Origin of the sequence: Citrobacter amalonaticus (assembly GCF_002918555.1) — a bacterium.
Lineage (GTDB): Bacteria > Pseudomonadota > Gammaproteobacteria > Enterobacterales > Enterobacteriaceae > Citrobacter_C > Citrobacter_C amalonaticus_A.
The window spans coordinates 134,942-155,935 of sequence record NZ_PQMB01000004.1; the positions used below are offsets into that span (position 1 = coordinate 134,942).

Annotated in this window: 18 protein-coding genes; 10 read left to right on the forward strand and 8 right to left on the reverse strand. The window is 54.0% G+C overall.

What is annotated here, in order from left to right; all coding sequences use genetic code 11:
- Window positions 1-109: 109 nt before the first annotated feature.
- The 4 genes from cra to leuO form a co-directional block, all read right to left on the reverse strand.
- On the reverse strand, window positions 110-1,114 hold the full coding sequence (gene cra, locus C3432_RS18405) for a catabolite repressor/activator (protein WP_103778007.1): 1,005 nt from the start codon (window positions 1,112-1,114) through the stop codon (window positions 110-112).
- 180 nt (window positions 1,115-1,294) lie between these two features.
- On the reverse strand, window positions 1,295-1,786 hold the full coding sequence (ilvN, locus tag C3432_RS18410; RefSeq protein ID WP_103778008.1) for an acetolactate synthase small subunit: 492 nt from the start codon (window positions 1,784-1,786) through the stop codon (window positions 1,295-1,297).
- A gap of 2 nt (window positions 1,787-1,788) precedes the next feature.
- Window positions 1,789-3,513 carry an acetolactate synthase 3 large subunit gene (gene ilvI / locus C3432_RS18415; protein ID WP_103778009.1) on the reverse strand — a complete coding sequence of 575 codons (1,725 nt, stop codon included), beginning with the start codon at window positions 3,511-3,513 and terminating at the stop codon, window positions 1,789-1,791.
- A 319-nt stretch (window positions 3,514-3,832) separates the two neighbouring features.
- Complete coding sequence (leuO, locus tag C3432_RS18420; RefSeq protein WP_103778010.1) at window positions 3,833-4,783, reverse strand: transcriptional regulator LeuO; 951 nt, start codon at window positions 4,781-4,783, stop codon at window positions 3,833-3,835.
- Between the two features lie 653 nt (window positions 4,784-5,436).
- Here leuO and leuL point away from each other — a divergent pair.
- The 5 genes from leuL (at window position 5,437) to leuD (ending at window position 10,296) form a co-directional block, all read left to right on the forward strand.
- Window positions 5,437-5,523: a leu operon leader peptide gene (gene leuL / locus C3432_RS28390; RefSeq protein WP_103778011.1), complete on the forward strand. Its 87-nt coding sequence runs from the start codon at window positions 5,437-5,439 to the stop codon at window positions 5,521-5,523.
- 90 nt (window positions 5,524-5,613) lie between these two features.
- A complete protein-coding gene (leuA, locus tag C3432_RS18430) occupies window positions 5,614-7,185 on the forward strand; it encodes a 2-isopropylmalate synthase (RefSeq protein WP_103778012.1) in 1,572 nt (523 codons plus the stop codon).
- Complete coding sequence (leuB, locus tag C3432_RS18435) at window positions 7,185-8,276, forward strand: 3-isopropylmalate dehydrogenase (RefSeq protein ID WP_103778013.1); 1,092 nt, start codon at window positions 7,185-7,187, stop codon at window positions 8,274-8,276. The genes leuA and leuB overlap by 1 nt, the downstream gene beginning before the upstream one ends.
- Window positions 8,277-8,278: 2 nt before the next feature.
- Entirely contained in the window at window positions 8,279-9,679 is a 1,401-nt protein-coding gene (gene leuC, locus C3432_RS18440) for a 3-isopropylmalate dehydratase large subunit (RefSeq protein ID WP_103778014.1), read from the forward strand.
- Between the two features lie 11 nt (window positions 9,680-9,690).
- Entirely contained in the window at window positions 9,691-10,296 is a 606-nt protein-coding gene (leuD, locus tag C3432_RS18445; RefSeq protein ID WP_103778015.1) for a 3-isopropylmalate dehydratase small subunit, read from the forward strand.
- 42 nt (window positions 10,297-10,338) lie between these two features.
- Here the strand turns inward: leuD and C3432_RS18450 are convergent, their stop codons facing one another.
- Together C3432_RS18450 and sgrT are read right to left on the reverse strand one after the other, a co-directional pair.
- Window positions 10,339-11,517 (reverse strand): sugar efflux transporter, encoded by a 1,179-nt coding sequence (locus C3432_RS18450; protein WP_103778276.1) that lies wholly within the window; start codon window positions 11,515-11,517, stop codon window positions 10,339-10,341.
- Between the two features lie 176 nt (window positions 11,518-11,693).
- Complete coding sequence (gene sgrT, locus C3432_RS18455) at window positions 11,694-11,816, reverse strand: glucose uptake inhibitor SgrT (protein ID WP_103778016.1); 123 nt, start codon at window positions 11,814-11,816, stop codon at window positions 11,694-11,696.
- 102 nt (window positions 11,817-11,918) lie between these two features.
- Between sgrT and sgrR the strand changes: the two genes are divergently transcribed.
- The 4 genes from sgrR (at window position 11,919) to thiQ (ending at window position 17,211) form a co-directional block, all read left to right on the forward strand.
- Window positions 11,919-13,574 carry an HTH-type transcriptional regulator SgrR gene (sgrR, locus tag C3432_RS18460; protein WP_103778017.1) on the forward strand — a complete coding sequence of 552 codons (1,656 nt, stop codon included), beginning with the start codon at window positions 11,919-11,921 and terminating at the stop codon, window positions 13,572-13,574.
- A 382-nt stretch (window positions 13,575-13,956) separates the two neighbouring features.
- On the forward strand, window positions 13,957-14,940 hold the full coding sequence (gene thiB, locus C3432_RS18465) for a thiamine ABC transporter substrate binding subunit (RefSeq protein ID WP_103778018.1): 984 nt from the start codon (window positions 13,957-13,959) through the stop codon (window positions 14,938-14,940).
- Window positions 14,916-16,526 (forward strand): thiamine/thiamine pyrophosphate ABC transporter permease ThiP, encoded by a 1,611-nt coding sequence (gene thiP, locus C3432_RS18470; protein WP_103778019.1) that lies wholly within the window; start codon window positions 14,916-14,918, stop codon window positions 16,524-16,526. Before thiB ends, thiP begins: the two co-directional genes overlap by 25 nt.
- Entirely contained in the window at window positions 16,510-17,211 is a 702-nt protein-coding gene (thiQ, locus tag C3432_RS18475) for a thiamine ABC transporter ATP-binding protein ThiQ (protein WP_103778020.1), read from the forward strand. The genes thiP and thiQ overlap by 17 nt, the downstream gene beginning before the upstream one ends.
- Here thiQ and C3432_RS18480 read toward each other — a convergent pair.
- Together C3432_RS18480 and araC are read right to left on the reverse strand one after the other, a co-directional pair.
- On the reverse strand, window positions 17,205-17,972 hold the full coding sequence (locus tag C3432_RS18480; RefSeq protein ID WP_103778021.1) for a DedA family protein: 768 nt from the start codon (window positions 17,970-17,972) through the stop codon (window positions 17,205-17,207). The two genes, thiQ and C3432_RS18480, sit on opposite strands and share 7 nt — an antisense overlap.
- A gap of 85 nt (window positions 17,973-18,057) precedes the next feature.
- The gene (araC, locus tag C3432_RS18485; protein WP_103778022.1) at window positions 18,058-18,936 is read right to left on the reverse strand and encodes an arabinose operon transcriptional regulator AraC; all 879 of its coding nucleotides are present in this window, start codon (window positions 18,934-18,936) and stop codon (window positions 18,058-18,060) included.
- 339 nt (window positions 18,937-19,275) lie between these two features.
- Here araC and araB point away from each other — a divergent pair, with 339 nt between their 5' ends.
- Complete coding sequence (gene araB / locus C3432_RS18490) at window positions 19,276-20,985, forward strand: ribulokinase (RefSeq protein WP_103778023.1); 1,710 nt, start codon at window positions 19,276-19,278, stop codon at window positions 20,983-20,985.
- The last annotated feature ends 9 nt before the right edge of the window (window positions 20,986-20,994 follow it).

The following is a 20,994-nucleotide window of genomic DNA, read 5'->3' on the forward strand; positions in this document are numbered from 1 at the left end:
GAGGAATTCAGATAATTATGAGGAATAATCTTAATTATGATGCGGATATTGTTGGAGAGAAAAATTTAAGCAGCGCCAGAAGAGATTCCTCCCCGGCGCCAGAAAATGATTAGCTGCGGCTCAGTACGCCACGACGATACAGGTTGCGCTTAATACGCGTTAAGCCCGGCTTCGGCTTACGCGGCTCATCCAGGCTTGCCAGCACAATCTCCAGTACCCGCTCCGCGACGTCGCGATGACGTTGCGCCACCGCCAGCACCGGACATTGCAGGAAATCGAGAAGCTCATTATCCCCAAAGGTGGCGATCGCCAGATCGGACGGCAGTTTTCCGTCGCGGCGCAGCGTGACGTCCATCACTCCCTGCAACAGAGCAAATGAGGTGGTGAACAACGCCTGTGGCATCGGATGCGTCTCCAGCCATTTTTCAAACAACTGGGCCGCGGCTTCACGCTCATAGCTGTTGGCGTACAGATAGTGAACTTCACGCGGATCGTCTTTCCAGGCGGCGCGGAACCCCTGCTCGCGCAGGAAGCTGACGGATAGCTCCGGCAGCGCCCCCAGATAGAGCACCGTCTCTGCCGGGAATTTACGTAACTCTGCCGCCAGCATCTCAGCATCATCCTGATCCGCTCCAACGACGCTGGTGAAATGCTCACGATCCAGCGCGCGATCCAGCGCGACAATGGGGAAGGTGCCGTTAGCCCAGCGTTGGTAAAACGGATGTTCTGGTGGTAATGACGTGGAGACGATAATGGCATCCACCTGGCGCTGTAGCAGATGCTCAATACAACGCATCTCGTTATCCGGCTGATCTTCAGAGCAGGCAATCAGCAGCTGATAGCCACGCTGACGTGCCTGGCGTTCCAGATAGTTAGCAATACGGGTATAGCTCGTGTTCTCCAGATCGGGGATCACCAGTCCAATAGAACGTGTGCGTCCAGCACGCAGCCCGGCCGCCACGGCATTTGGGTGATAATTGTGCTCACGCACCACCGCCATGACTTTTTCAACGGTCTTGTCGCTCACGCGGTATTGCTTTGCTTTTCCGTTAATAACGTAGCTTGCAGTCGTTCGCGATACACCCGCCAGCCGAGCGATTTCATCCAGTTTCACAATTGCCCCTTGCGTAAAATGTACAAACCATAACCATTGCAGCGGCATGGATTAAATTCTTTAACATCTAAGCGCAGAATAGTGACTGCGGCAACCGCTTTTATTCTGGGTTACCACTGATTTCGCAAAAAAAAGCCCAACGCATTCCGCTGGGCCTGCAAATGAAGAGCATGTCTCTGATTAGCGCATGATCTTATCGCCGCGCGACAGTCCGACGACGCCGGAACGCGCAACCTCAACGATTTTCGCCACCTCACGTAATGTCGCCAGGAAAGCATCCAGCTTATCGCTGGTGCCCGCCAGCTGGACGGTGTAGATGGACGGTGTGACATCGATGATCTGCCCACGGAAAATTTCCGTATTGCGTTTCACCTCTTCGCGACCATAGCCGCTGGCCTGAATCTTCACCAGCATGATTTCCCGCTCAACGTGCGCCCCCTGACCCAGTTCACTTACGCGCAGAACGTCGACCAGCTTGTGCAGCTGTTTCTCAATCTGCTCAAGCACCTTCTCATCACCAACGGTCTGGATGGTCATTCTCGAAAGTGTAGGATCGTCAGTCGGCGCCACGGTCAGACTTTCAATATTATAGCCACGTTGCGAAAAGAGGCCGATCACGCGCGACAGCGCCCCGGATTCGTTCTCCAGCAATACTGATAATATCCGGCGCATAATCAGGTCCTCTCCGTTTTGCTTAACCACATTTCGTCCATCCCACCCCCGCGAATCTGCATCGGGTAGACATGTTCGCTGCCATCAACGGTGACATCGACAAACACCAGCCGGTTGTTCCGCACATGCCCGAGCGCTTCGCTAAGTTTGCTTTCCAGATCATCCGGACGGGTAATCTGGATCCCAACATGTCCGTAGGCTTCCGCCAGGCGGACAAAATCCGGTAGCGACTGCATATAGGACTGTGAATGGCGGCCAGAATAGATCATGTCCTGCCACTGTTTCACCATCCCCAGATAGCGGTTGTTCAGATTAAGTACCAGCACCGGCAACTCGTACTGCAATGCCGTCGACAGTTCCTGAATATTCATCTGAATACTGCCATCCCCCGTTACACACACCACGGTTTCGTCTGGCAAAGCCATCTTCACACCAAGCGCGGCGGGCAAGCCAAAGCCCATCGTCCCCAGGCCGCCGGAGTTGATCCAACGACGCGGCTTATCAAAGGGATAATAGAGCGCGGCAAACATCTGATGCTGCCCAACGTCGGAAGTAACATACGCGTCGCCTTTTGTCAGGCGCCAGATGGCTTCAATCACGGCCTGCGGTTTGATACTTTCACTGTGCGAGTCATATTTCAGACACTGGCGGGCGCGCCAACGCTCAATCTGCTGCCACCAGTCGCGAATGTCATCCAATGGCTGCTGGGGCGATTCTTGTGGCAATAATTCCAGCATCTGCTCCAGCACCTGCTGCGCATCACCCACAATCGGAATATCTGCGGTCACCGTTTTGGAGATCGATGTCGGGTCGATATCGATATGCAGCACCGTCGCATTCGGGCAATACTTTGCCAGATTGTTGGTCGTACGATCGTCAAAACGCACCCCGACGGCAAAAATCACGTCCGCGTTGTGCATCGTCATATTTGCTTCATAGGTGCCGTGCATCCCCAGCATCCCTAGCGACTGACGATGGGTCGCCGGAAACGCGCCCAGCCCCATCAGTGAAGAGACCACTGGCAGGTTGAGCGTTTCAATAGTTTGCCGCAGCTGCTCGTGGCATCCCGCAGTTATCGCCCCGCCACCAACATAAAGTACCGGTTTTTTTGCCGCCACCAGCGTTTGCAGGGCGCGCTTAATCTGCCCTTTATGACCTGTTGTCGTAGGATTATAAGAGCGCATGCTCACGGAATCCGGCCAACAATAAGGGAGTTTTTTGGCTGGATTTAAAATGTCTTTAGGTAAATCGACCACTACCGGACCAGGACGACCGCTTGCCGCCAGCCAGAAGGCCTTTTTCAATACCTGAGGGATATCTTCCGTCTGCTTTACCAGAAAGCTGTGTTTCACCACCGGCCGCGAGATCCCCACCATGTCACACTCCTGGAAGGCATCGTAGCCGATCAGCGAAGTCGCGACCTGGCCGGAGAGAATGACCAGCGGAATAGAATCCATATAGGCGGTAGCAATCCCCGTAATCGCATTGGTGGCTCCTGGCCCCGACGTCACCAGCACAACGCCCACGTCTCCCGTCGCGCGCGCCAGTCCATCAGCCATATGTACCGCTGCCTGCTCATGACGAACAAGTACGTGATCGATCCCCCCTACCGTATGCAACGCATCGTAAATATCGAGGACTGCGCCCCCGGGATAACCGAATACCTGCTTAACGCCCTGATCGATGAGCGATCGGACGACCATCTCGGCTCCTGACAACATCTCCATGGCTTGCCTCACTATATGACGAATAACGATGTGTAAAACACCTTAACCGCTCGCCAGACCTCAGGCAATTCGGACAGACAGCGTCAATCAGGAAGAAATAAGTAGAAAAAGGAGGAAAGCCGCAAAGAAATGGTGAAAAAAACCAGAATGGATAAACGTGGTGATAATTAATCGCATGAAAATGCAGAGTTACAGGAATTCATCTATTTTTTAGCCTATCCGGCGGCACCGCATCGGCTCAATTTAGAATAAAATGCCAGATAAACAAACAACAGCAGAATAAACCAAATTCAAAGATCTGATTTACTCTGCCCGATACTCAGCGTTTACAGACTGATACTAATAGCTCTTCCATCCACTGATGACCTTTATCCCGACCAGCCGCATCATGCCAGGAGAGGTAACACGTTCTGCTGTTGAGTTTTAAAGGCAACGGCAATACCTGCAGTTCCAGAGAATCGGCAAACTCTTCTGCCAACCAACGTGGAGCAATAGAAACCAGCTGCGTCTGAGAAACCACATTAAGTACGCTGATTAATGCCATTCCCTGATAGGCAACGCTGGATTGTTTATCTGGCGTGTCATACCAGTGCTGACTAAATGACGCATAGCGATCGAGTGACACTACCGCATGCTGTTCATTATAAACGTCGCTTTCCAGCAGAGGCCCGCTGATACGCGGATGTTTTCTGCTTGCCACTAAAACCATTTCATCTTTAAACAAGGGAACACTGGTAAATTCCGGACGACGGAATTCTTCGTAACTGATGACAAACTCCGTTTCCTGGTAACGTAGCTGATGTTCAGTGTTCTGATTTAAGGATGACTTAAATACAACATGAATATTTGGCGCGATTTGCTCTACTCGATTATAAATCAACGAAGTCAGGACATTGTCCAGTGGACTGCAAACGCAAAGATTAAATACACGCTCGCTACTGGCAGGTTCAAACCCGGACCCCGGCAATTCATTTTGCACCAATTGCAGTGCCTGACGAACGGAGCCAAATAGCTGAAAAGCGCGCGCGGTCGGTTGGATCCCTCGTCCATAGCGAACGAACAGTTCGTCGTTAAACATAATTTTCAGGCGCGCGACCGCGTTACTTACCGCAGGCTGAGACATGCCCAAAGTATGCGCCGCGCGCGTGATATTCTGTTCTTGCATTACCGCATCAAAAACGGTCAATAAATTCAAATCAACCATGCGAAGTTGCGGTTTACCCATATCCACAAGATTAGGATTTGGCTTATCTAATTTTAGCTCTGGCATACTTAACTCCACTTTCACGCTGAACTCCCTTTCTCTTGCAGGAATGCAGAAATAACTGCTGAAAATATGATTTACCATGCATATAAAATAAGAAAAAGAGAAAATACAAAAATTAGGAAAACATAAAGATACCGGTTCCAGAGAATGAAAATTCGGCATTCATGCAATGTGGTTACGTCACAACAGGTCTATTCATAATGTCTAAAATACTTCAGCAATATAAACATAAGCCAAGTGAATAAACAATCATCCAGCAAACGAATAACAAAAACAATTTTAATTAAAAATTTATATTAATAAAACATTAACCCTTAACATTAATTTATCAAAAATATAATTTAAGTGAAAATTAATTAATTCACTACAATTATAACTATAAGCAAATCATAAAGATAACTCTATTATCTCAATTGTCCTTTTTAGGACTTTCCATCGGTAAGTGCAAAAATTGATACCTAAATATGTCAAAAGATGAAAAATATGTTTACCCGTAAAAATATTAATTTTGTATTAATCGCAAAGTTCAGCACAATTAGCTAATGAACTGAGCAATTACACCGCCATAAGCGAGGGGATTTCAGCCTGCCGGGGTTGACATCCGCCATCGTATCCAGTACCACTAAAAGCCTATCGCATTCGCCTGGAGTTGATTAATGATTCGTATCGCTCACTTTAACGGTCTACTACTACTAACCGCATCCTCGTTGCGCGGTAGACTCGTGAGCGGCATTCAGCATTAAGTCAGCACAGAGTCAACATAAAAACCCGCGCCGTTGCGCGGGTTTTTTTATGCTCGAAGCAAGGCGCCCTAAAGACCAAGGACCTAAACCATGAGCCAGCAAGTCATTATTTTCGATACCACCTTACGCGACGGTGAACAGGCATTACAGGCAAGTCTGAGTGTGAAAGAAAAGCTGCAGATTGCCCTGGCCCTTGAGCGTATGGGGGTTGACGTGATGGAGGTCGGTTTCCCTGTCTCTTCACCGGGTGACTTTGAATCTGTACAGACTATCGCCCGCCAGGTTAAAAACAGCCGCGTCTGCGCGCTGGCCCGCTGTGTGGAGAAGGATATCGATGTGGCGGCTGAGTCGCTGAAAGTCGCAGAAGCATTCCGTATTCACACTTTTATTGCCACCTCGCCGATGCATATCGCCACCAAATTGCGTAGTACGCTGGATGAAGTGATTGAACGTGCTATCTACATGGTTAAGCGTGCACGTAATTACACCGATGACGTGGAGTTCTCATGCGAAGATGCGGGTCGCACCCCAATAGCCGACCTGGCGCGAGTGGTAGAAGCAGCGATTAATGCCGGAGCAAAAACCATCAATATTCCCGATACCGTCGGCTATACCATGCCCTTCGAGTTTGGTGGAATCATTTCCGGTCTGTATGAACGAGTTCCGAATATCGACAAAGCAATCATTTCCGTACACACCCATGATGATTTAGGTCTGGGTGTCGGTAACGCCCTGGCTGCGGTGCATGCCGGGGCGCGCCAGGTCGAAGGCGCAATGAACGGCATCGGTGAACGTGCCGGTAACTGTTCGCTGGAAGAAGTGATCATGGCGATCAAAGTACGCAAGGATATCCTGAACGTCGATACCCGCATCAATCACCAGGAGATCTGGCGCACCAGCCAGTTAGTCAGCCAAATCTGCAATATGCCCATACCGGCAAACAAAGCGATTGTCGGAAGCGGCGCGTTTGCCCACTCCTCCGGCATTCATCAGGATGGCGTGCTGAAGAATCGCGAGAACTACGAAATCATGACCCCGGAGTCTATCGGTCTGAACCAGGTGCAGTTAAATCTGACCTCCCGTTCCGGACGTGCGGCGGTAAAACACCGTATGGATGAGATGGGCTATAAAGAGAGCGAATACAGCCTGGACAATCTGTATGACGCATTCCTGAAGCTGGCGGATAAAAAAGGTCAGGTATTTGACTACGACCTGGAAGCGCTGGCGTTCATTAATAAACAGCAGGAAGAGCCAGAGCATTTCCGTCTGGATTACTTTAGCGTTCAGTCAGGCTCTAATGATATCGCTACGGCCGCCGTTAAGCTGGTCTGTGGTGACGATGTCAAAGCGGAAGCCGCAAACGGTAACGGCCCTGTTGATGCCATCTATCAGGCCATCAACCGAATTACCGATTATCACGTTGAACTGGTGAAATACAGCCTGACGGCAAAAGGTCATGGTAAAGATGCGCTGGGTCAGGTCGATATCGTCGCTAACTATCACGGTCGTCGTTTCCACGGTGTCGGTCTGGCCACAGACATTGTCGAATCGTCCGCCAAAGCAATGGTGCATGTCCTGAATAATATCTGGCGTGCTGCAGAAGTCGAAAAAGAGTTGCAACGCAAAGCTCAGAATAACGAGAACAACAAGGAAACCGTGTAATGTCGAAGAATTACCATATTGCTGTTTTGCCGGGCGACGGTATTGGTCCGGAAGTCATGGCGCAGGCCCTGAAAGTACTGGACTCAATTCGCCAACGTTTTGATATGCGCATTACCACCAGCCATTACGATGTAGGCGGCGCCGCCATCGACAACCACGGTCAGCCGCTGCCGAAGGCCACGATTGAAGGCTGCGAGCAGGCTGATGCCGTTCTGTTTGGCTCCGTCGGCGGCCCAAAATGGGAACATCTGCCGCCAGACCAGCAGCCAGAGCGCGGTGCGCTGTTACCACTGCGTAAACATTTCAAATTATTCAGCAACCTGCGTCCGGCAAAGCTGTACCAGGGCCTGGAAGCTTTTTGCCCACTGCGTGCCGACATCGCCGCCAATGGTTTTGACATCCTGTGCGTACGTGAACTGACGGGGGGGATCTACTTCGGGCAACCCAAAGGCCGCGAAGGCAGTGGTCAACATGAAAAAGCGTTTGATACCGAGGTCTATCACCGTTTTGAAATCGAACGTATCGCGCGTATCGCCTTTGAGTCGGCACGCAAGCGCCGCCGCAAAGTCACTTCGGTGGATAAAGCTAACGTGCTGCAAACGTCCATTCTGTGGCGCGAAATTGTTAACGAGGTCGCCAAAGCGTATCCGGACGTTGAGCTGGCACACATGTACATCGACAATGCCACCATGCAGCTGATCAAAGATCCTTCTCAGTTTGATGTGTTGCTCTGCTCTAACCTGTTTGGCGACATCCTGTCTGACGAGTGCGCCATGATTACCGGTTCAATGGGTATGCTGCCTTCAGCCAGTCTGAATGAGCAGGGTTTTGGCCTGTATGAGCCCGCTGGCGGTTCCGCTCCGGATATCGCAGGTAAAAACATTGCCAACCCGATAGCGCAGATCCTGTCGCTGGCGCTGCTGTTACGCTACAGCCTGGACGCCAATGAAGCTGCCAGCGCAATTGAAAGCGCGGTTAATCAGGCATTAGAAGAGGGTATCCGCACGGGTGATTTAGCCCGTGGCGCTGCTGCAGTCAGTACCGATGAAATGGGCGATATCATTGCCCGCTACGTTGCGCAAGGGGTGTAATCATGGCTAAAACGTTATACGAGAAATTATTTGACGCGCACGTGGTTTATGAAGCGCAAAACGAAACCCCACTGTTGTATATCGACAGACATCTGGTACACGAAGTGACCTCTCCGCAGGCGTTTGACGGTCTGCGCGCACACGGCCGTCCGGTACGCCAGCCGGGCAAAACCTTTGCGACAATGGACCATAACGTCTCCACGCAAACCAAAGACATCAACGCGTCCGGCGAGATGGCACGTATTCAGATGCAGGAGTTGATTAAAAACTGCAATGAGTTCGGCGTGGAATTGTACGACCTGAACCACCCGTATCAGGGGATCGTCCACGTGATGGGACCAGAGCAAGGCGTCACGTTGCCGGGTATGACTATCGTCTGCGGCGACTCGCACACCGCCACCCACGGCGCGTTTGGCGCGCTGGCGTTTGGCATCGGGACTTCCGAAGTTGAGCACGTGCTGGCAACGCAAACCCTGAAGCAGGGTCGTGCGAAAACCATGAAGATTGAAGTGAAAGGCACCGCCGCACCGGGTATTACTGCCAAAGATATTGTACTGGCGATTATCGGTAAAACCGGCAGCGCAGGCGGTACCGGCCACGTAGTGGAGTTTTGCGGCGATGCGATTCGCGCCCTGAGCATGGAAGGTCGTATGACCCTGTGCAACATGGCGATCGAGATGGGGGCAAAAGCCGGTCTGGTCGCACCGGACGAAACCACGTTTAACTATGTGAACGGTCGTTTGCACGCCCCGAAAGGCAAAGATTTTGACGATGCCGTCGAATACTGGAAAACCCTGAAGACCGACGACGGTGCCATATTCGATAGCGTTGTGACCCTGCAGGCCGAAGAGATTGCACCGCAGGTAACCTGGGGCACCAACCCAGGCCAGGTGATCGCCGTCAATGACAACATCCCCGATCCGGCATCCTTTGCCGATCCGGTAGAGCGCGCATCGGTTGAGAAAGCGTTGGCTTATATGGGCTTAAAACCGGGTATTCCACTGACCGAAGTGGCTGTCGATAAAGTCTTTATTGGTTCCTGCACCAACTCGCGCATTGAAGATTTGCGCGCCGCCGCAGAGGTTGCGAAAGGACGTAAAGTCGCTCCGGGCGTACAGGCGCTGGTTGTTCCCGGTTCTGGTCCGGTAAAAGCACAGGCAGAGGCGGAAGGGCTGGATAAGATCTTTATTGAAGCCGGCTTTGAGTGGCGTCTGCCGGGTTGCTCCATGTGTCTGGCAATGAACAATGACCGGCTGAACCCAGGTGAACGTTGTGCCTCCACCAGCAATCGTAACTTTGAAGGTCGTCAGGGTCGCGGCGGGCGTACTCATCTGGTAAGCCCGGCGATGGCCGCCGCCGCCGCCGTCAGCGGTCATTTTGCCGACATTCGCAGTATCAAATAAGGAGAACCACTATGGCAGAGAAATTTACCCAACATACAGGCCTGGTTGTCCCCCTGGATGCCGCTAACGTTGATACTGACGCGATTATTCCCAAGCAGTTTTTACAGAAGGTCACCCGTACAGGTTTTGGCGCACATCTGTTTAACGACTGGCGCTTTCTGGATGAAAAGGGCCAACAACCTAATCCGGAGTTTGTACTGAATTTTCCCGAGTATAAAGGCGCGTCGATTCTGCTGGCGCGGGAAAACTTTGGCTGTGGTTCTTCGCGTGAACACGCGCCGTGGGCGCTGACCGATTATGGCTTTAAAGTGGTGATTGCGCCGAGCTTCGCGGATATCTTCTACGGCAACAGCTTTAACAACCAACTGCTGCCGGTGAAGCTGAGCGAAGAAGAAGTGGATGAGTTGTTCAAACAGGTGCAGGCGAATCCGGGCATTCGCTTTGAAGTGGATCTGCAGGCGCAGGTAGTGAAAGCGGGAGAAAAGCCTTACGCCTTCGTCATCGATGATTTTCGCCGTCACTGCATGATCAACGGTCTGGACAGCATCGGCCTGACGCTGCAACACGAAGACGCCATTGCCGCATACGAAGATAAACAACCGGCGTTTATACGCTGATTCTCAGCATGCCGGATGGTGACGCAAAAGCGCCATTCGGCTTTATGCCTCCGTCACCCGTCCGGTCATCACCAGCGTCACCACAGAAATTGCCGCAATTACCCAGTAAACGGCAAAGTGTCCGTAGCTTTGCGCGATCGCCCCCTGAATCACCCCGGCCAGAATCACGCCAGTCGAAATGCTGTTGGTAAACAACGTTGTCGCCGAACCGGCCCTGCCCGGCATCAGATCCTGAAACCATAACATGCCGATCCCGGCGATAATGCCGATAAACACCGCATTGAACAGCTGCAAAACCAACAGCGCCGTCCGGCTGTGAAAGAAAATCAGACCGAGATAAAACAGCACGCCTGCGGCAACGGCGGCGACCATCATCCGGCGCTTACCGAATCGTTTTACGTAGTAACCCGCCAGTATCATTGCCGGAATTTCCAGCCCTGCCGCGGTCCCCATCAGGATACCGGCGAGCTTGTCCGGCAGCCCCAGATCCACGCTAATCCATAGCGGCATATCGATGATGTACATGGTGTTGCAGGTCCACATCAGCGTGGAAGCGATAAACAGCATACGCACGTTTTTATCTTGCCAGCCGCTAACCTGCGTAACGGGCACGTCAGCCGGCTGTTCGACCCGCGCCACCGATGGCAGGATGAAGGTAATCAATAGCAAACTGATAGCGAAAATGGCGGCGGCAATGGAAAACATCACCGTAAAACCGTAGTTCAGCGCCAGCATAAAGGCCAGAGGCGGGCCAATCACCCACGCCAGTGAAAGCTGCGCACGCATGACGGAACTGAACATCACCACTTCACGCGCCGAGTTATCGGCATACTCCCGCGCCAGCGCAAACAGCTGCGGCATCGCCGTGTTCGCCAGCGACGCCAGCAAAACGCCACAGGTAATCAGGGTTAAATAATGACGATTAAAGGCAAACAGCAGCGCGTTGCCAATCGCCATCAGGCAGCAAAACATAATGAGCTTACGGCGATCGCCCCGGCTGTCCGAACGTCTGGCGAGCGTAAGGCTGACCAGAATCCCGGCGATGGCGTTAACGGTATAAAATAGCCCAACCCAGAACGGCTGCGCCCCCACCTCCCTGCTGAGAAACAGGCTTAGCGTCGGCGCCTGGAGCGCACCGGCAACGCCCATCATAAAAGCGACCAGCATAAATGCCGCGTAAACACCGTTAAGGCGTCGTCCCATCGTCATAATCCAGAGCATTACCAGTTCCTTAAGCGCAGCTGAAACGAAAAAAGCCAGCAGAAATAATCTGCTGGCGGGTGAATCGAGGCTGTATCCTGCCATTATACCTGGCATCAACGCTCAGGGATAATGGCAGGATACAGCCAGCACCAATACTCAGTCACACATGATGTCTGCAAGTCGGAAATCCGAGGTCAGGCTGTCACCTCCCACTGCATCAGTTCTTCGAGCATCTTTAAGCGTTGCGGTACGCTCAGGCAAGCCAACCAGGACCCTTTCTGGATCGCGGTAAAGTACTGCAAGTAAAACTGACGCATAGATGACCTCTTCATATTCACCTCTTCGCTTCATCGGATTCTATTATTGGCTTAATATAGGGATTATAAAATTGCTGAGTTTTCCGCAGGAGTTCCCCTTTTATGTCTTCAGGCCGTTTGCAACAACAGTTCATCCGTCTTTGGCAGTGCTGCGACGGTAAAACACAGGACACGACGCTGAACGAACTGGCGGAACTGCTGAGCTGCTCCCGTCGCCATATGCGCACCCTGCTTAACACCATGCAGGAGCGCGGCTGGCTGACATGGGAGGCCGAAGTAGGTCGCGGAAAACGTTCACGCCTGACCTTCCTTTATACCGGTCTGGCGTTACAGCAACAGCGGGCGGAAGACCTGCTGGAGCAGGATCGTATCGATCAGCTGGTACAGCTGGTTGGCGATAAAACCGCCGTCCGGCAGATGCTGGTTTCTCATCTGGGACGCAGCTTCCGCCAGGGGCGACATATCCTGCGCGTCCTCTACTACCGGCCAATGCAAAACCTGCTGCCGGGAACGGCGCTGCGCCGTTCAGAAACCCATATCGCCCGACAAATCTTCAGCGCCCTGACCCGCATAAATGAGGAAAATGGGGAACTGGAAGCCGATATCGCCCACCACTGGCAGCAGATTTCACCTTTGCAATGGCGATTTTTTCTGCGTCCAGGCATTCATTTTCACCACGGTCGCGAGCTGGAGATGGAAGATGTCATTGCCTCGCTCACGCGAATTAATGCCCTTCCGCTCTACTCGCATATCACCCGGATCGTCTCTCCCACCGCCTGGACGCTGGATATCCATCTGTCGCAACCAGACCGCTGGCTGCCGCTGTTGCTTGGGCAGGTTCCGGCGATGATCCTGCCGCGAGAATGGGAAACGCTGAGTAATTTCGCCAGCCAGCCAATTGGTACCGGCCCCTATGCGGTGATGCGAAATACGCGTAATCAACTAAAGATTCATGCCTTTGATGATTTCTTCGGCTACCGGGCGCTGATTGATGAAGTGAATGTCTGGGTGCTTCCGGATATTGGCGACGAGCCGAACGGTGGTTTAACGCTGAAAGGTCCCACTGACGATGAAAAAGCGATTGAAAGCCGACTGGAAGAGGGCTGCTATTACCTGCTTTTTGACGCCCGGACTCATCGCGGAGGAAATCAGGAAGTCAGAGAGTGGGTAAGCCGCGTGCTTTCTCCCAGTAATCTGCTCTACTTTGCCGACGAGCAGTATCAGCGGCACTGGTTTCCGGCTTACGGGTTGTTACCTCGCTGGCATCATGCCCGCCCGGGTCAGGGAGAAAAGCCTGCCGGACTGGAAACCCTGACCCTCACTTACTATCACGATCACATTGAACACCGGATTATCGCGCAGATTATGAGTCAACTGTTGGCGAAACATCAGGTAACGCTGGAAATTCAGGAAATTAGCTACGATGAGTGGTATGCCGGTGAAATCGAGAGCGATATCTGGCTCAACAGCGCCAACTTTACTCTTCCGCTCGACTTCTCACTGTTCGCCCATTTATGCGAAGTCCCCCTGCTGCAAAACTGTATTCCACGGGACTGGGAAACCGATGCTGCCCGTTGGCGTACCGGCGAAATGAACCTCGCGGCATGGTGTCAGCAATTACTTGCCAGTAAAGCGATCGTTCCGTTGATCCACCACTGGCTGATCATCCAGGGGCAGCGCAGTATGCGCGGGCTGCGCATGAACACGCTGGGCTGGTTCGACTTTAAATCTGCGTGGTTTGCGCCGCCAGATCCATAGAGCCTTGCCTCTTGATTGCCGCATAGCAACAAAATCATTACACTAACGCCGTTCTCAACGGGGTGCCAAATAAAAAAACATACACAAAATCATTCATGATGCCTCAAGGCGGCAAGCGAGTGAGTCCCCAGCAGCATAGATAACTATGTGACTGGGGTGAGCGACAAATCTGCCGGGAGCAGATTTGAACGCTGCTTGCAGCGGCCCCGAAGGGGCGAGGCCCGGGGATGGGCCGAGTAACGCAGCTAACACAGAGGCAGCGTGAATGGATGACGTGTATGGGCTGAGAGATACCCGTCGAACCTGATCCGGATAATGCCGGCGAAGGGATTTGAGGCTATAGCTCAAAATCCTTTGCCACCCAAACGTATTGAGGTGCAAAGTGTTAAACAGATATCTTCCCCTGCTACTCCTGTGCGCAGCGCCGGTCTTCGCCAAACCGGTACTCACCGTTTATACCTACGACTCCTTCGCCGCTGACTGGGGCCCCGGACCGACCATCAAGAAAGCCTTTGAAGCCGACTGCGACTGCGAGCTAAAGCTGGTGGCGCTGGAAGATGGCGTTTCTCTGCTCAACCGTCTGCGCATGGAGGGGAAAAACAGCAAAGCCGATGTGGTTCTGGGGCTGGATAACAATCTGCTGGAAGCCGCCACGCAAACTAAGCTGTTTGCCAAAAGCGGTGTGGCGAACGACGCCGTTAACGTCCCCGGCGGCTGGAACAACGACACCTTCGTCCCCTTTGATTACGGCTATTTCGCCTTCGTCTACGATAAAAACAAGCTGAAAAACCCGCCGAAGAGTCTGCAAGAGCTGGTGGAAAGCCCGGAAAAATGGCGCGTCATCTATGAAGATCCGCGTACCAGCACGCCGGGTCTGGGGCTGCTGCTGTGGATGCAAAAAGTTTATGGCGATAAGTCAGCGGAGGCCTGGCAAAAACTGGCGGCAAAAACCGTCACCGTCACCAAAGGCTGGAGCGAAGCCTATGGTCTGTTCCTGAAAGGTGAAAGCGATCTGGTGCTGAGCTATACCACCTCTCCGGCGTATCACATCATCGAAGAGAAGAAAGATAACTACGCTGCCGCAAACTTCAGTGAAGGCCATTATCTACAGGTGGAAGTGGCGGCCCGTACCGCTGCCAGTAAGCAGCCTGTGCTCGCAGAAAAATTCCTCCAGTTTGTAATCTCTCCGGCATTCCAGAACGCCATCCCAACCGGCAACTGGATGTATCCGGTGACCCATGTCCCCTTGCCTGCGGGTTTCGAACCGTTAGCCCAACCTGCCGCCACGCTGGAGTTTACCCCGGCAGAAGTGGCCTCCCGGCGTCAGTCCTGGATTAGTGAATGGCAACGCGCCGTCAGCCGTTAATTCCCGGCTGGCTGATACCCGGACTCTGTGCTGCCACATTAATGGTGGCCGTCGCCCTGGCGGCTTTTCTGGCGCTATGGCTTAACGCGCCGCAGGGAGAGTGGTCCGCCATCTGGCAGGATAGCTACCTGTGGCACGTGGTGCGTTTTTCCTTCTGGCAGGCTTTTTTGTCGGCGGCGCTTTCCGTGGTTCCGGCGATTTTCCTCGCCCGGGCGCTCTACCGACGACGCTTTCCTGGACGACAGGCATTGCTGCGTCTGTGCGCCATGACGCTGATCCTCCCGGTGCTGGTTGCCGTGTTCGGCATTCTGAGCGTCTACGGTCGCCAGGGCTGGCTGGCCTCGCTCTGGCAGACGCTGGGGCTGGAATGGCGTTTTTCCCCTTATGGGTTGCAGGGCATTCTGCTGGCTCACGTCTTTTTTAACCTGCCGATGGCGAGCCGCTTATTATTACAGTCGCTGGAAAATATTCCCGGCGAGCAGCGCCAGCTTGCCGCACAGCTGGGTCTGCGCGGCTGGAATTTCTTCCGTTTCGTTGAGTGGCCCTGGCTGCGTCGGCAGATTCCTCCCGTCGCGGCGCTCATCTTTATGCTCTGTTTCGCCAGTTTTGCCACCGTGCTCTCCCTGGGGGGTGGGCCGCAGGCCACAACCATAGAGCTGGCGATTTATCAGGCGTTGAACTTCGATTACGATCCTGCCCGCGCCGCAATGCTGGCGCTGATTCAGATGGTGTGCTGCCTTGCGCTGGTGCTGCTCAGCCAACGTCTGAGCCGCGCCATTGCCCCCGGCGCCACGCTGGTTCAGGGCTGGCGCGATCCGGATGACCGTCTGCACAGCCGCCTGGCCGATACGCTGTTGATCGTGCTGGCGCTCCTGCTGTTGTTACCGCCGCTGCTGGCGGTCGTTGTTGACGGTATTAACCACCAGCTGCCGGAGGTGCTTGTTCAGCCAGTCCTCTGGCAGGCGCTGTGGACGTCACTGCGCATTGCGCTTGCCGCCGGACTGCTGTGTGTCGTTCTGACGATGATGCTGTTGTGGAGCAGTCGGGAACTGCGCGCACGGCAGCGGATGCTGGCGGGGCAGGCGCTGGAACTCAGCGGAATGTTAATACTCGCCATGCCGGGCATTGTGCTGGCGACCGGCTTCTTCCTGCTGCTGAACAACAGTACTGGATTACCGGAATCTGCCGACGGCATCGTGATTTTCACCAACGCCCTGATGGCTATTCCTTACGCGCTAAAAGTGCTGGAAAACCCAATGCGTGATATCACCGCACGCTACGGTATGCTGTGTCAGTCGTTGGGTATTGAAGGCTGGTCGCGAATGAAAGTGGTGGAGCTGCGCGCGCTGAAGCGTCCTCTGGCGCAGGCGCTGGCCTTTGCCTGCGTGCTCTCTATCGGCGATTTTGGCGTGGTGGCACTGTTCGGCAATGATGATTTCCGCACGCTGCCGTTTTATCTGTATCAGCAAATCGGCTCTTACCGCAGTCAGGATGGCGCGGTAACGGCGCTGCTGTTGCTGCTGCTCTGTTTTATGCTGTTTACCATTATTGAAAAGCTTCCGGGGCGAAATGCTAACACTGACTGATATCACCTGGCTGTACAACCATTTGCCGATGCGCTTTACGTTGTCCGTAGAACGCGGCGAACAGGTGGCGGTTCTTGGTCCCAGCGGCGCCGGGAAAAGCACACTGTTAAACCTGATCGCCGGTTTCCTTGCCCCGGTCAGCGGATCATTGACGATCGGCAATGAGGATCACACCGCGACACCACCTTCGCGTCGTCCGGTTTCGATGCTTTTTCAGGAGAACAACCTGTTCAGCCATCTGACCGTGCGGCAAAACATTGCACTGGGGCTGGATCCAGGATTGAAGTTGAACGCGATTCAGAAAGAGAAAATGCACCATATCGCGCGACAAATGGGGATTGATGACCTGCTGGAACGCCTGCCGGGAGCGCTTTCCGGCGGCCAGCGTCAGCGCGCGGCGCTGGCGCGCTGTCTGGTGCGTGAGCAGCCGGTGTTGCTGCTGGATGAACCGTTCTCAGCCCTCGACCCGGCATTAAGGCAGGAGATGCTGACGCTGGTGAGTGACATTTGCCGTGATCAGCAGCTGACGCTGCTGATGGTATCGCACAGCGTGGAGGACGCGGCGCGAATTGCCTCGCGCGCCATCGTGGTCGCCGACGGGCGGATTGCCTGGCAGGGAAAAACGGCTGAACTATTAAGCGGTAATGTCAGCGCCTCGGCGCTGCTGGGCATCAAAAATCAGTAACCCACAACTTTCTGCAAGATACCGATATATACCGGCATCAGCGGATGACGAATCAGCGCAACCAGCGCGACAATTCCCACCCCCAGCATCAGCGGAGCCAGCCACAGCAAACGACCACGGGGCAAATACTGAGTTAAGCGATCTTGCCCCGCTTTGTTGCTACGCCACAAGCGCCAGCACAGCCAGCCGCCGGTCCACAGCAACAGCGCCGTCGCCAGCAGCAGCCATTTGAAGTTCCCGCTCTGCATCCCCGCAGGAATATCAATCGCCGCCCCCGCCAGGATCCCCGGCAGAAAGTAAAACGGCGGCCAGAGCAGGCAACCAAGAATATTTGGCGTGATAAATTTAGCGACCGGCAGATCCAGCATACCCGCCACCATTGGCACCAGCGGGCGCGTCGGTCCAACAAAGCGACCCACCAGAATAGTGAACATGCTGTGCTGATGCAGCGCATGTTCCGTTTTATCCAGCAACGCTTTGTTCTTTTTCATGAAGGACCAGCGGTGCAGCGGCCTTTTGAAACGCCAGCCCAGCCAGAAGGAGATCCAGTCCCCCAACAGGCAACCGATAATCCCCGCCAGCCATGCATGCCAGAAATTAAGTTCACCACTGCCAATGAGTGCCCCCAGCCCCGCCATCATCACGGTGCCGGGTAAAATCAGACCGACCAGCGCCAGCGATTCCAGGAAAGCCACCAGCGCCACGGCGATCAACGAGTAGATGGCGGACTGGAGAATAAAGTGTTCCAGCAGTGCTTGCATAAGATGCCCGTCAGATTTACGAAGCAGGGATTCTGCAAACCTTGTCCAGCTTCGTCAAGCGGTCAATTTTCTGAATAGTTACAGACTATGACAACCTTACCAATACATCATTCACTTTTTCTTCACATCCCGCACGGAACTCGCTCGGGCTGGCACCGGTACACTTCTTGAACACGCGTGAGAAATAGAGCTGATCGTCAAAGCCGACGTTGCGCCCGACGGTGGCTATCGGCATCCGCGTGGTGCTGAGCAGCAGCTTTGCCTGACTGATTCGCTGATCTTCACGCCAGCTTAATACGCTAATCCCCAGCTGCTGGCGGAATAAATGCGACAGGCGGGAAGGCGACAGGCAGACGTGCTGCGCCACACTGGCAATATCAAAATGGCTGTCAGCCAGATGGTCGCTGATGTACTGGCAGGCGTCGCGCACACGGTTATCCATCGGTGGATGCAGCGACTCGTTGATCGCCTCCATGCGTCTCAGGAGTAGCTGTTCCAGCAAGTTTATTGCCAGCAGCTCCGAGTAGCGCCCCTCCCCCTGCCCGGCGTTGATAATCTGACCAAACAGCGTATTAAAGTGCGGTTGATGCACCTCATCCGGACGGAAAAAGCCGGTCTGAGCAAAGATGGCCGGCCAGGCCAGCCACTCCTGCCAGTAAGCGCGTGGACGGAAGTAGACCCACTGGTGATACCACTCACTGGCGTCAGGATGGCGACCATAGTGGTGAATCTCTCCAGGCGGAAACAGCAAGATATCGCCCGGTCGACAGATAAACTGCTTGCCCTGATTATTGATTACCCCTTCGCCACGAATGGTGAGATTAAGAATATAACCCTTCATGCCCAGTGGACGGTCGATAAAAAAATCCAGATATCCGTTCGCGTCAATCGGCGTCAACCCCGCCACCAGGTGGGCGTTAAATGAGTAACCAGGCAGCAGGGGATCGTTTTGCGTTTCAGCCATAAATTCAATACTCCCGACGTGCGTTCAGGAAACAAATCGTCCATATTGCGCGAGGCCGCATTGATTTTACCCCTGCGCCCGGACGATGTGCGACATGTCCTACCACCAACCCCGCATGTGAAAAGCATCCTGTAATAAAGACGAGCAATGGCAGCGACAAAAACGGGTAACAAAAGTGTCTATAACTACGGCAGAAATGTCCACATTGATTATTTGCACGGCGTCACACTTTGCATCCTCATAGCATTTTAGTCCATAAGATTAGCGGATCCGACCTGACGTTTTTTATCCCCACTCACTACTGTTTCTCCATACCGTATTCTTGGATGGAGTTAGACGATGGCGATTGCAATTGGCCTCGATTTTGGCAGTGATTCAGTGCGAGCTCTGGCGGTGGAATGCGCCACCGGAGAAGAGATCGCCACCAGTGTGGAATGGTATCCACGCTGGCAGGAAGGTCGTTACTGCGACGGCCCGAACAACCAGTTCCGCCATCATCCACGCGACTACATCGAGTCCATGGAAGCGGCGCTGAAAAGCGTTCTTGCCGAACTGAGCGCCGACCAACGGGCGAATGTCGTCGGCATCGGCGTCGATAGTACCGGCTCCACGCCAGCCCCCATTGATACCGACGGTCACGTACTGGCGCTACGCCCGGAATTTGCAGAAAACCCGAATGCGATGTTTGTTCTGTGGAAAGATCACACCTCGGTGGAAGAGGCGGAAGAGATTACCCGTCTGTGCCATACACCGGGCAAGATCGATTATTCCCGCTACATTGGCGGCATCTACTCCAGTGAATGGTTCTGGGCGAAAATCCTCCACGTTACCCGTCAGGACAGCGCCGTTGCACAAGCCGCGGCCTCCTGGATTGAACTGTGCGACTGGGTGCCCGCCCTGCTTTCTGGTACCACTCGCCCACAGGATATTCGTCGCGGTCGCTGTAGCGCCGGGCATAAATCCCTGTGGCACGAAAGCTGGGGCGGCCTGCCGCCAGCAAGTTTCTTTGATGAACTCGACCCCATAATCAACCGCCACCTGCACTATCCCATGTTTACGGATACCTGCACCGCCGATCTGCCGGTTGGCACGTTGTGCAGCGAGTGGGCGCAACGCCTCGGCCTGCCGGAAAGCGTGGTCATCTCCGGCGGTGCCTTCGACTGTCACATGGGCGCGGTGGGGGCGGGAGCGCAGCCAAATGCACTGGTAAAAGTCATTGGCACCTCCACCTGCGACATCCTGATTGCCGACAAAGCCAGCGTCGGCGAACGCGCGGTGAAAGGTATTTGTGGCCAGGTCGACGGCAGCGTGGTGCCTGACTTTATTGGTCTGGAGGCGGGACAGTCCGCCTTTGGCGATATCTATGCCTGGTTTGGCCGCATTCTCGGCTGGCCGCTGGAGCAGCTCGCCGCCCGGCATCCGGAGCTTGAGGATCAGATTAAAGCCAGCCAGAAGCAGCTCCTCCCGGCGCTGACCGAAGCATGGGCCAATAATCCATCGCTGGACCACCTGCCGGTAGTGCTCGACTGGTTTAACGGTCGCCGCACGCCAAACGCTAATCAGCGTCTGAAAGGCGTCATTACAGATCTGAACCTCGCCACCGACGCCCCGGCGCTGTTTGGCGGCCTGATTGCGGCAACCGCATTTGGCGCACGTGCCATTATGGAGTGTTTTACCGAACAGGGGATTGCGGTCAACAACGTCATGGCACTGGGCGGAATCGCACGCAAAAACCAGGTCATCATGCAGGCCTGCTGCGACGTGCTTAACCGTCCGCTACAGATTGTCGCATCCGATCAGTGCTGTGCGCTCGGTGCCGCCATCTTTGCCGCCGTTGCCGCAAAAGTGCATGTCGATATCCCGACCGCCCAGCAAAAAATGGCCAGCGCCGTTGAAAACACGTTGCAACCACGCCCGGAACAGGCACAACGCTTTGAACAGCTTTATCGCCGCTATCAGCAGTGGGCGCTCAGCGCTGAACAACAATACCTTCCGACCGCCGCGCCGGCACAAAAAAATCCGGCCCACCAGGCAACCCTGACTCATTAAGGACACGAC

What these genes read in the sequence shown, in the direction of transcription:
- leuL (WP_103778011.1), top strand. Translation starts at nt 5,437, where the DNA reads ATGATTCGTATCGCTCACTTTAACGGTCTACTACTACTAACCGCATCC.
- thiP (WP_103778019.1), top strand. Translation starts at nt 14,916, where the DNA reads ATGGCAACGCGCCGTCAGCCGTTAATTCCCGGCTGGCTGATACCCGGA.
- sgrT (WP_103778016.1), bottom strand. Translation starts at nt 11,816, where the DNA reads ATGCGTCAGTTTTACTTGCAGTACTTTACCGCGATCCAGAAAGGGTCC.
- thiQ (WP_103778020.1), top strand. Translation starts at nt 16,510, where the DNA reads ATGCTAACACTGACTGATATCACCTGGCTGTACAACCATTTGCCGATG.
- leuA (WP_103778012.1), top strand. Translation starts at nt 5,614, where the DNA reads ATGAGCCAGCAAGTCATTATTTTCGATACCACCTTACGCGACGGTGAA.
- leuD (WP_103778015.1), top strand. Translation starts at nt 9,691, where the DNA reads ATGGCAGAGAAATTTACCCAACATACAGGCCTGGTTGTCCCCCTGGAT.
- leuB (WP_103778013.1), top strand. Translation starts at nt 7,185, where the DNA reads ATGTCGAAGAATTACCATATTGCTGTTTTGCCGGGCGACGGTATTGGT.
- araC (WP_103778022.1), bottom strand. Translation starts at nt 18,936, where the DNA reads ATGGCTGAAACGCAAAACGATCCCCTGCTGCCTGGTTACTCATTTAAC.
- C3432_RS18480 (WP_103778021.1), bottom strand. Translation starts at nt 17,972, where the DNA reads ATGCAAGCACTGCTGGAACACTTTATTCTCCAGTCCGCCATCTACTCG.
- ilvI (WP_103778009.1), bottom strand. Translation starts at nt 3,513, where the DNA reads ATGGAGATGTTGTCAGGAGCCGAGATGGTCGTCCGATCGCTCATCGAT.
- leuO (WP_103778010.1), bottom strand. Translation starts at nt 4,783, where the DNA reads ATGCCAGAGCTAAAATTAGATAAGCCAAATCCTAATCTTGTGGATATG.
- leuC (WP_103778014.1), top strand. Translation starts at nt 8,279, where the DNA reads ATGGCTAAAACGTTATACGAGAAATTATTTGACGCGCACGTGGTTTAT.
- araB (WP_103778023.1), top strand. Translation starts at nt 19,276, where the DNA reads ATGGCGATTGCAATTGGCCTCGATTTTGGCAGTGATTCAGTGCGAGCT.
- ilvN (WP_103778008.1), bottom strand. Translation starts at nt 1,786, where the DNA reads ATGCGCCGGATATTATCAGTATTGCTGGAGAACGAATCCGGGGCGCTG.
- C3432_RS18450 (WP_103778276.1), bottom strand. Translation starts at nt 11,517, where the DNA reads ATGCTCTGGATTATGACGATGGGACGACGCCTTAACGGTGTTTACGCG.
- sgrR (WP_103778017.1), top strand. Translation starts at nt 11,919, where the DNA reads ATGTCTTCAGGCCGTTTGCAACAACAGTTCATCCGTCTTTGGCAGTGC.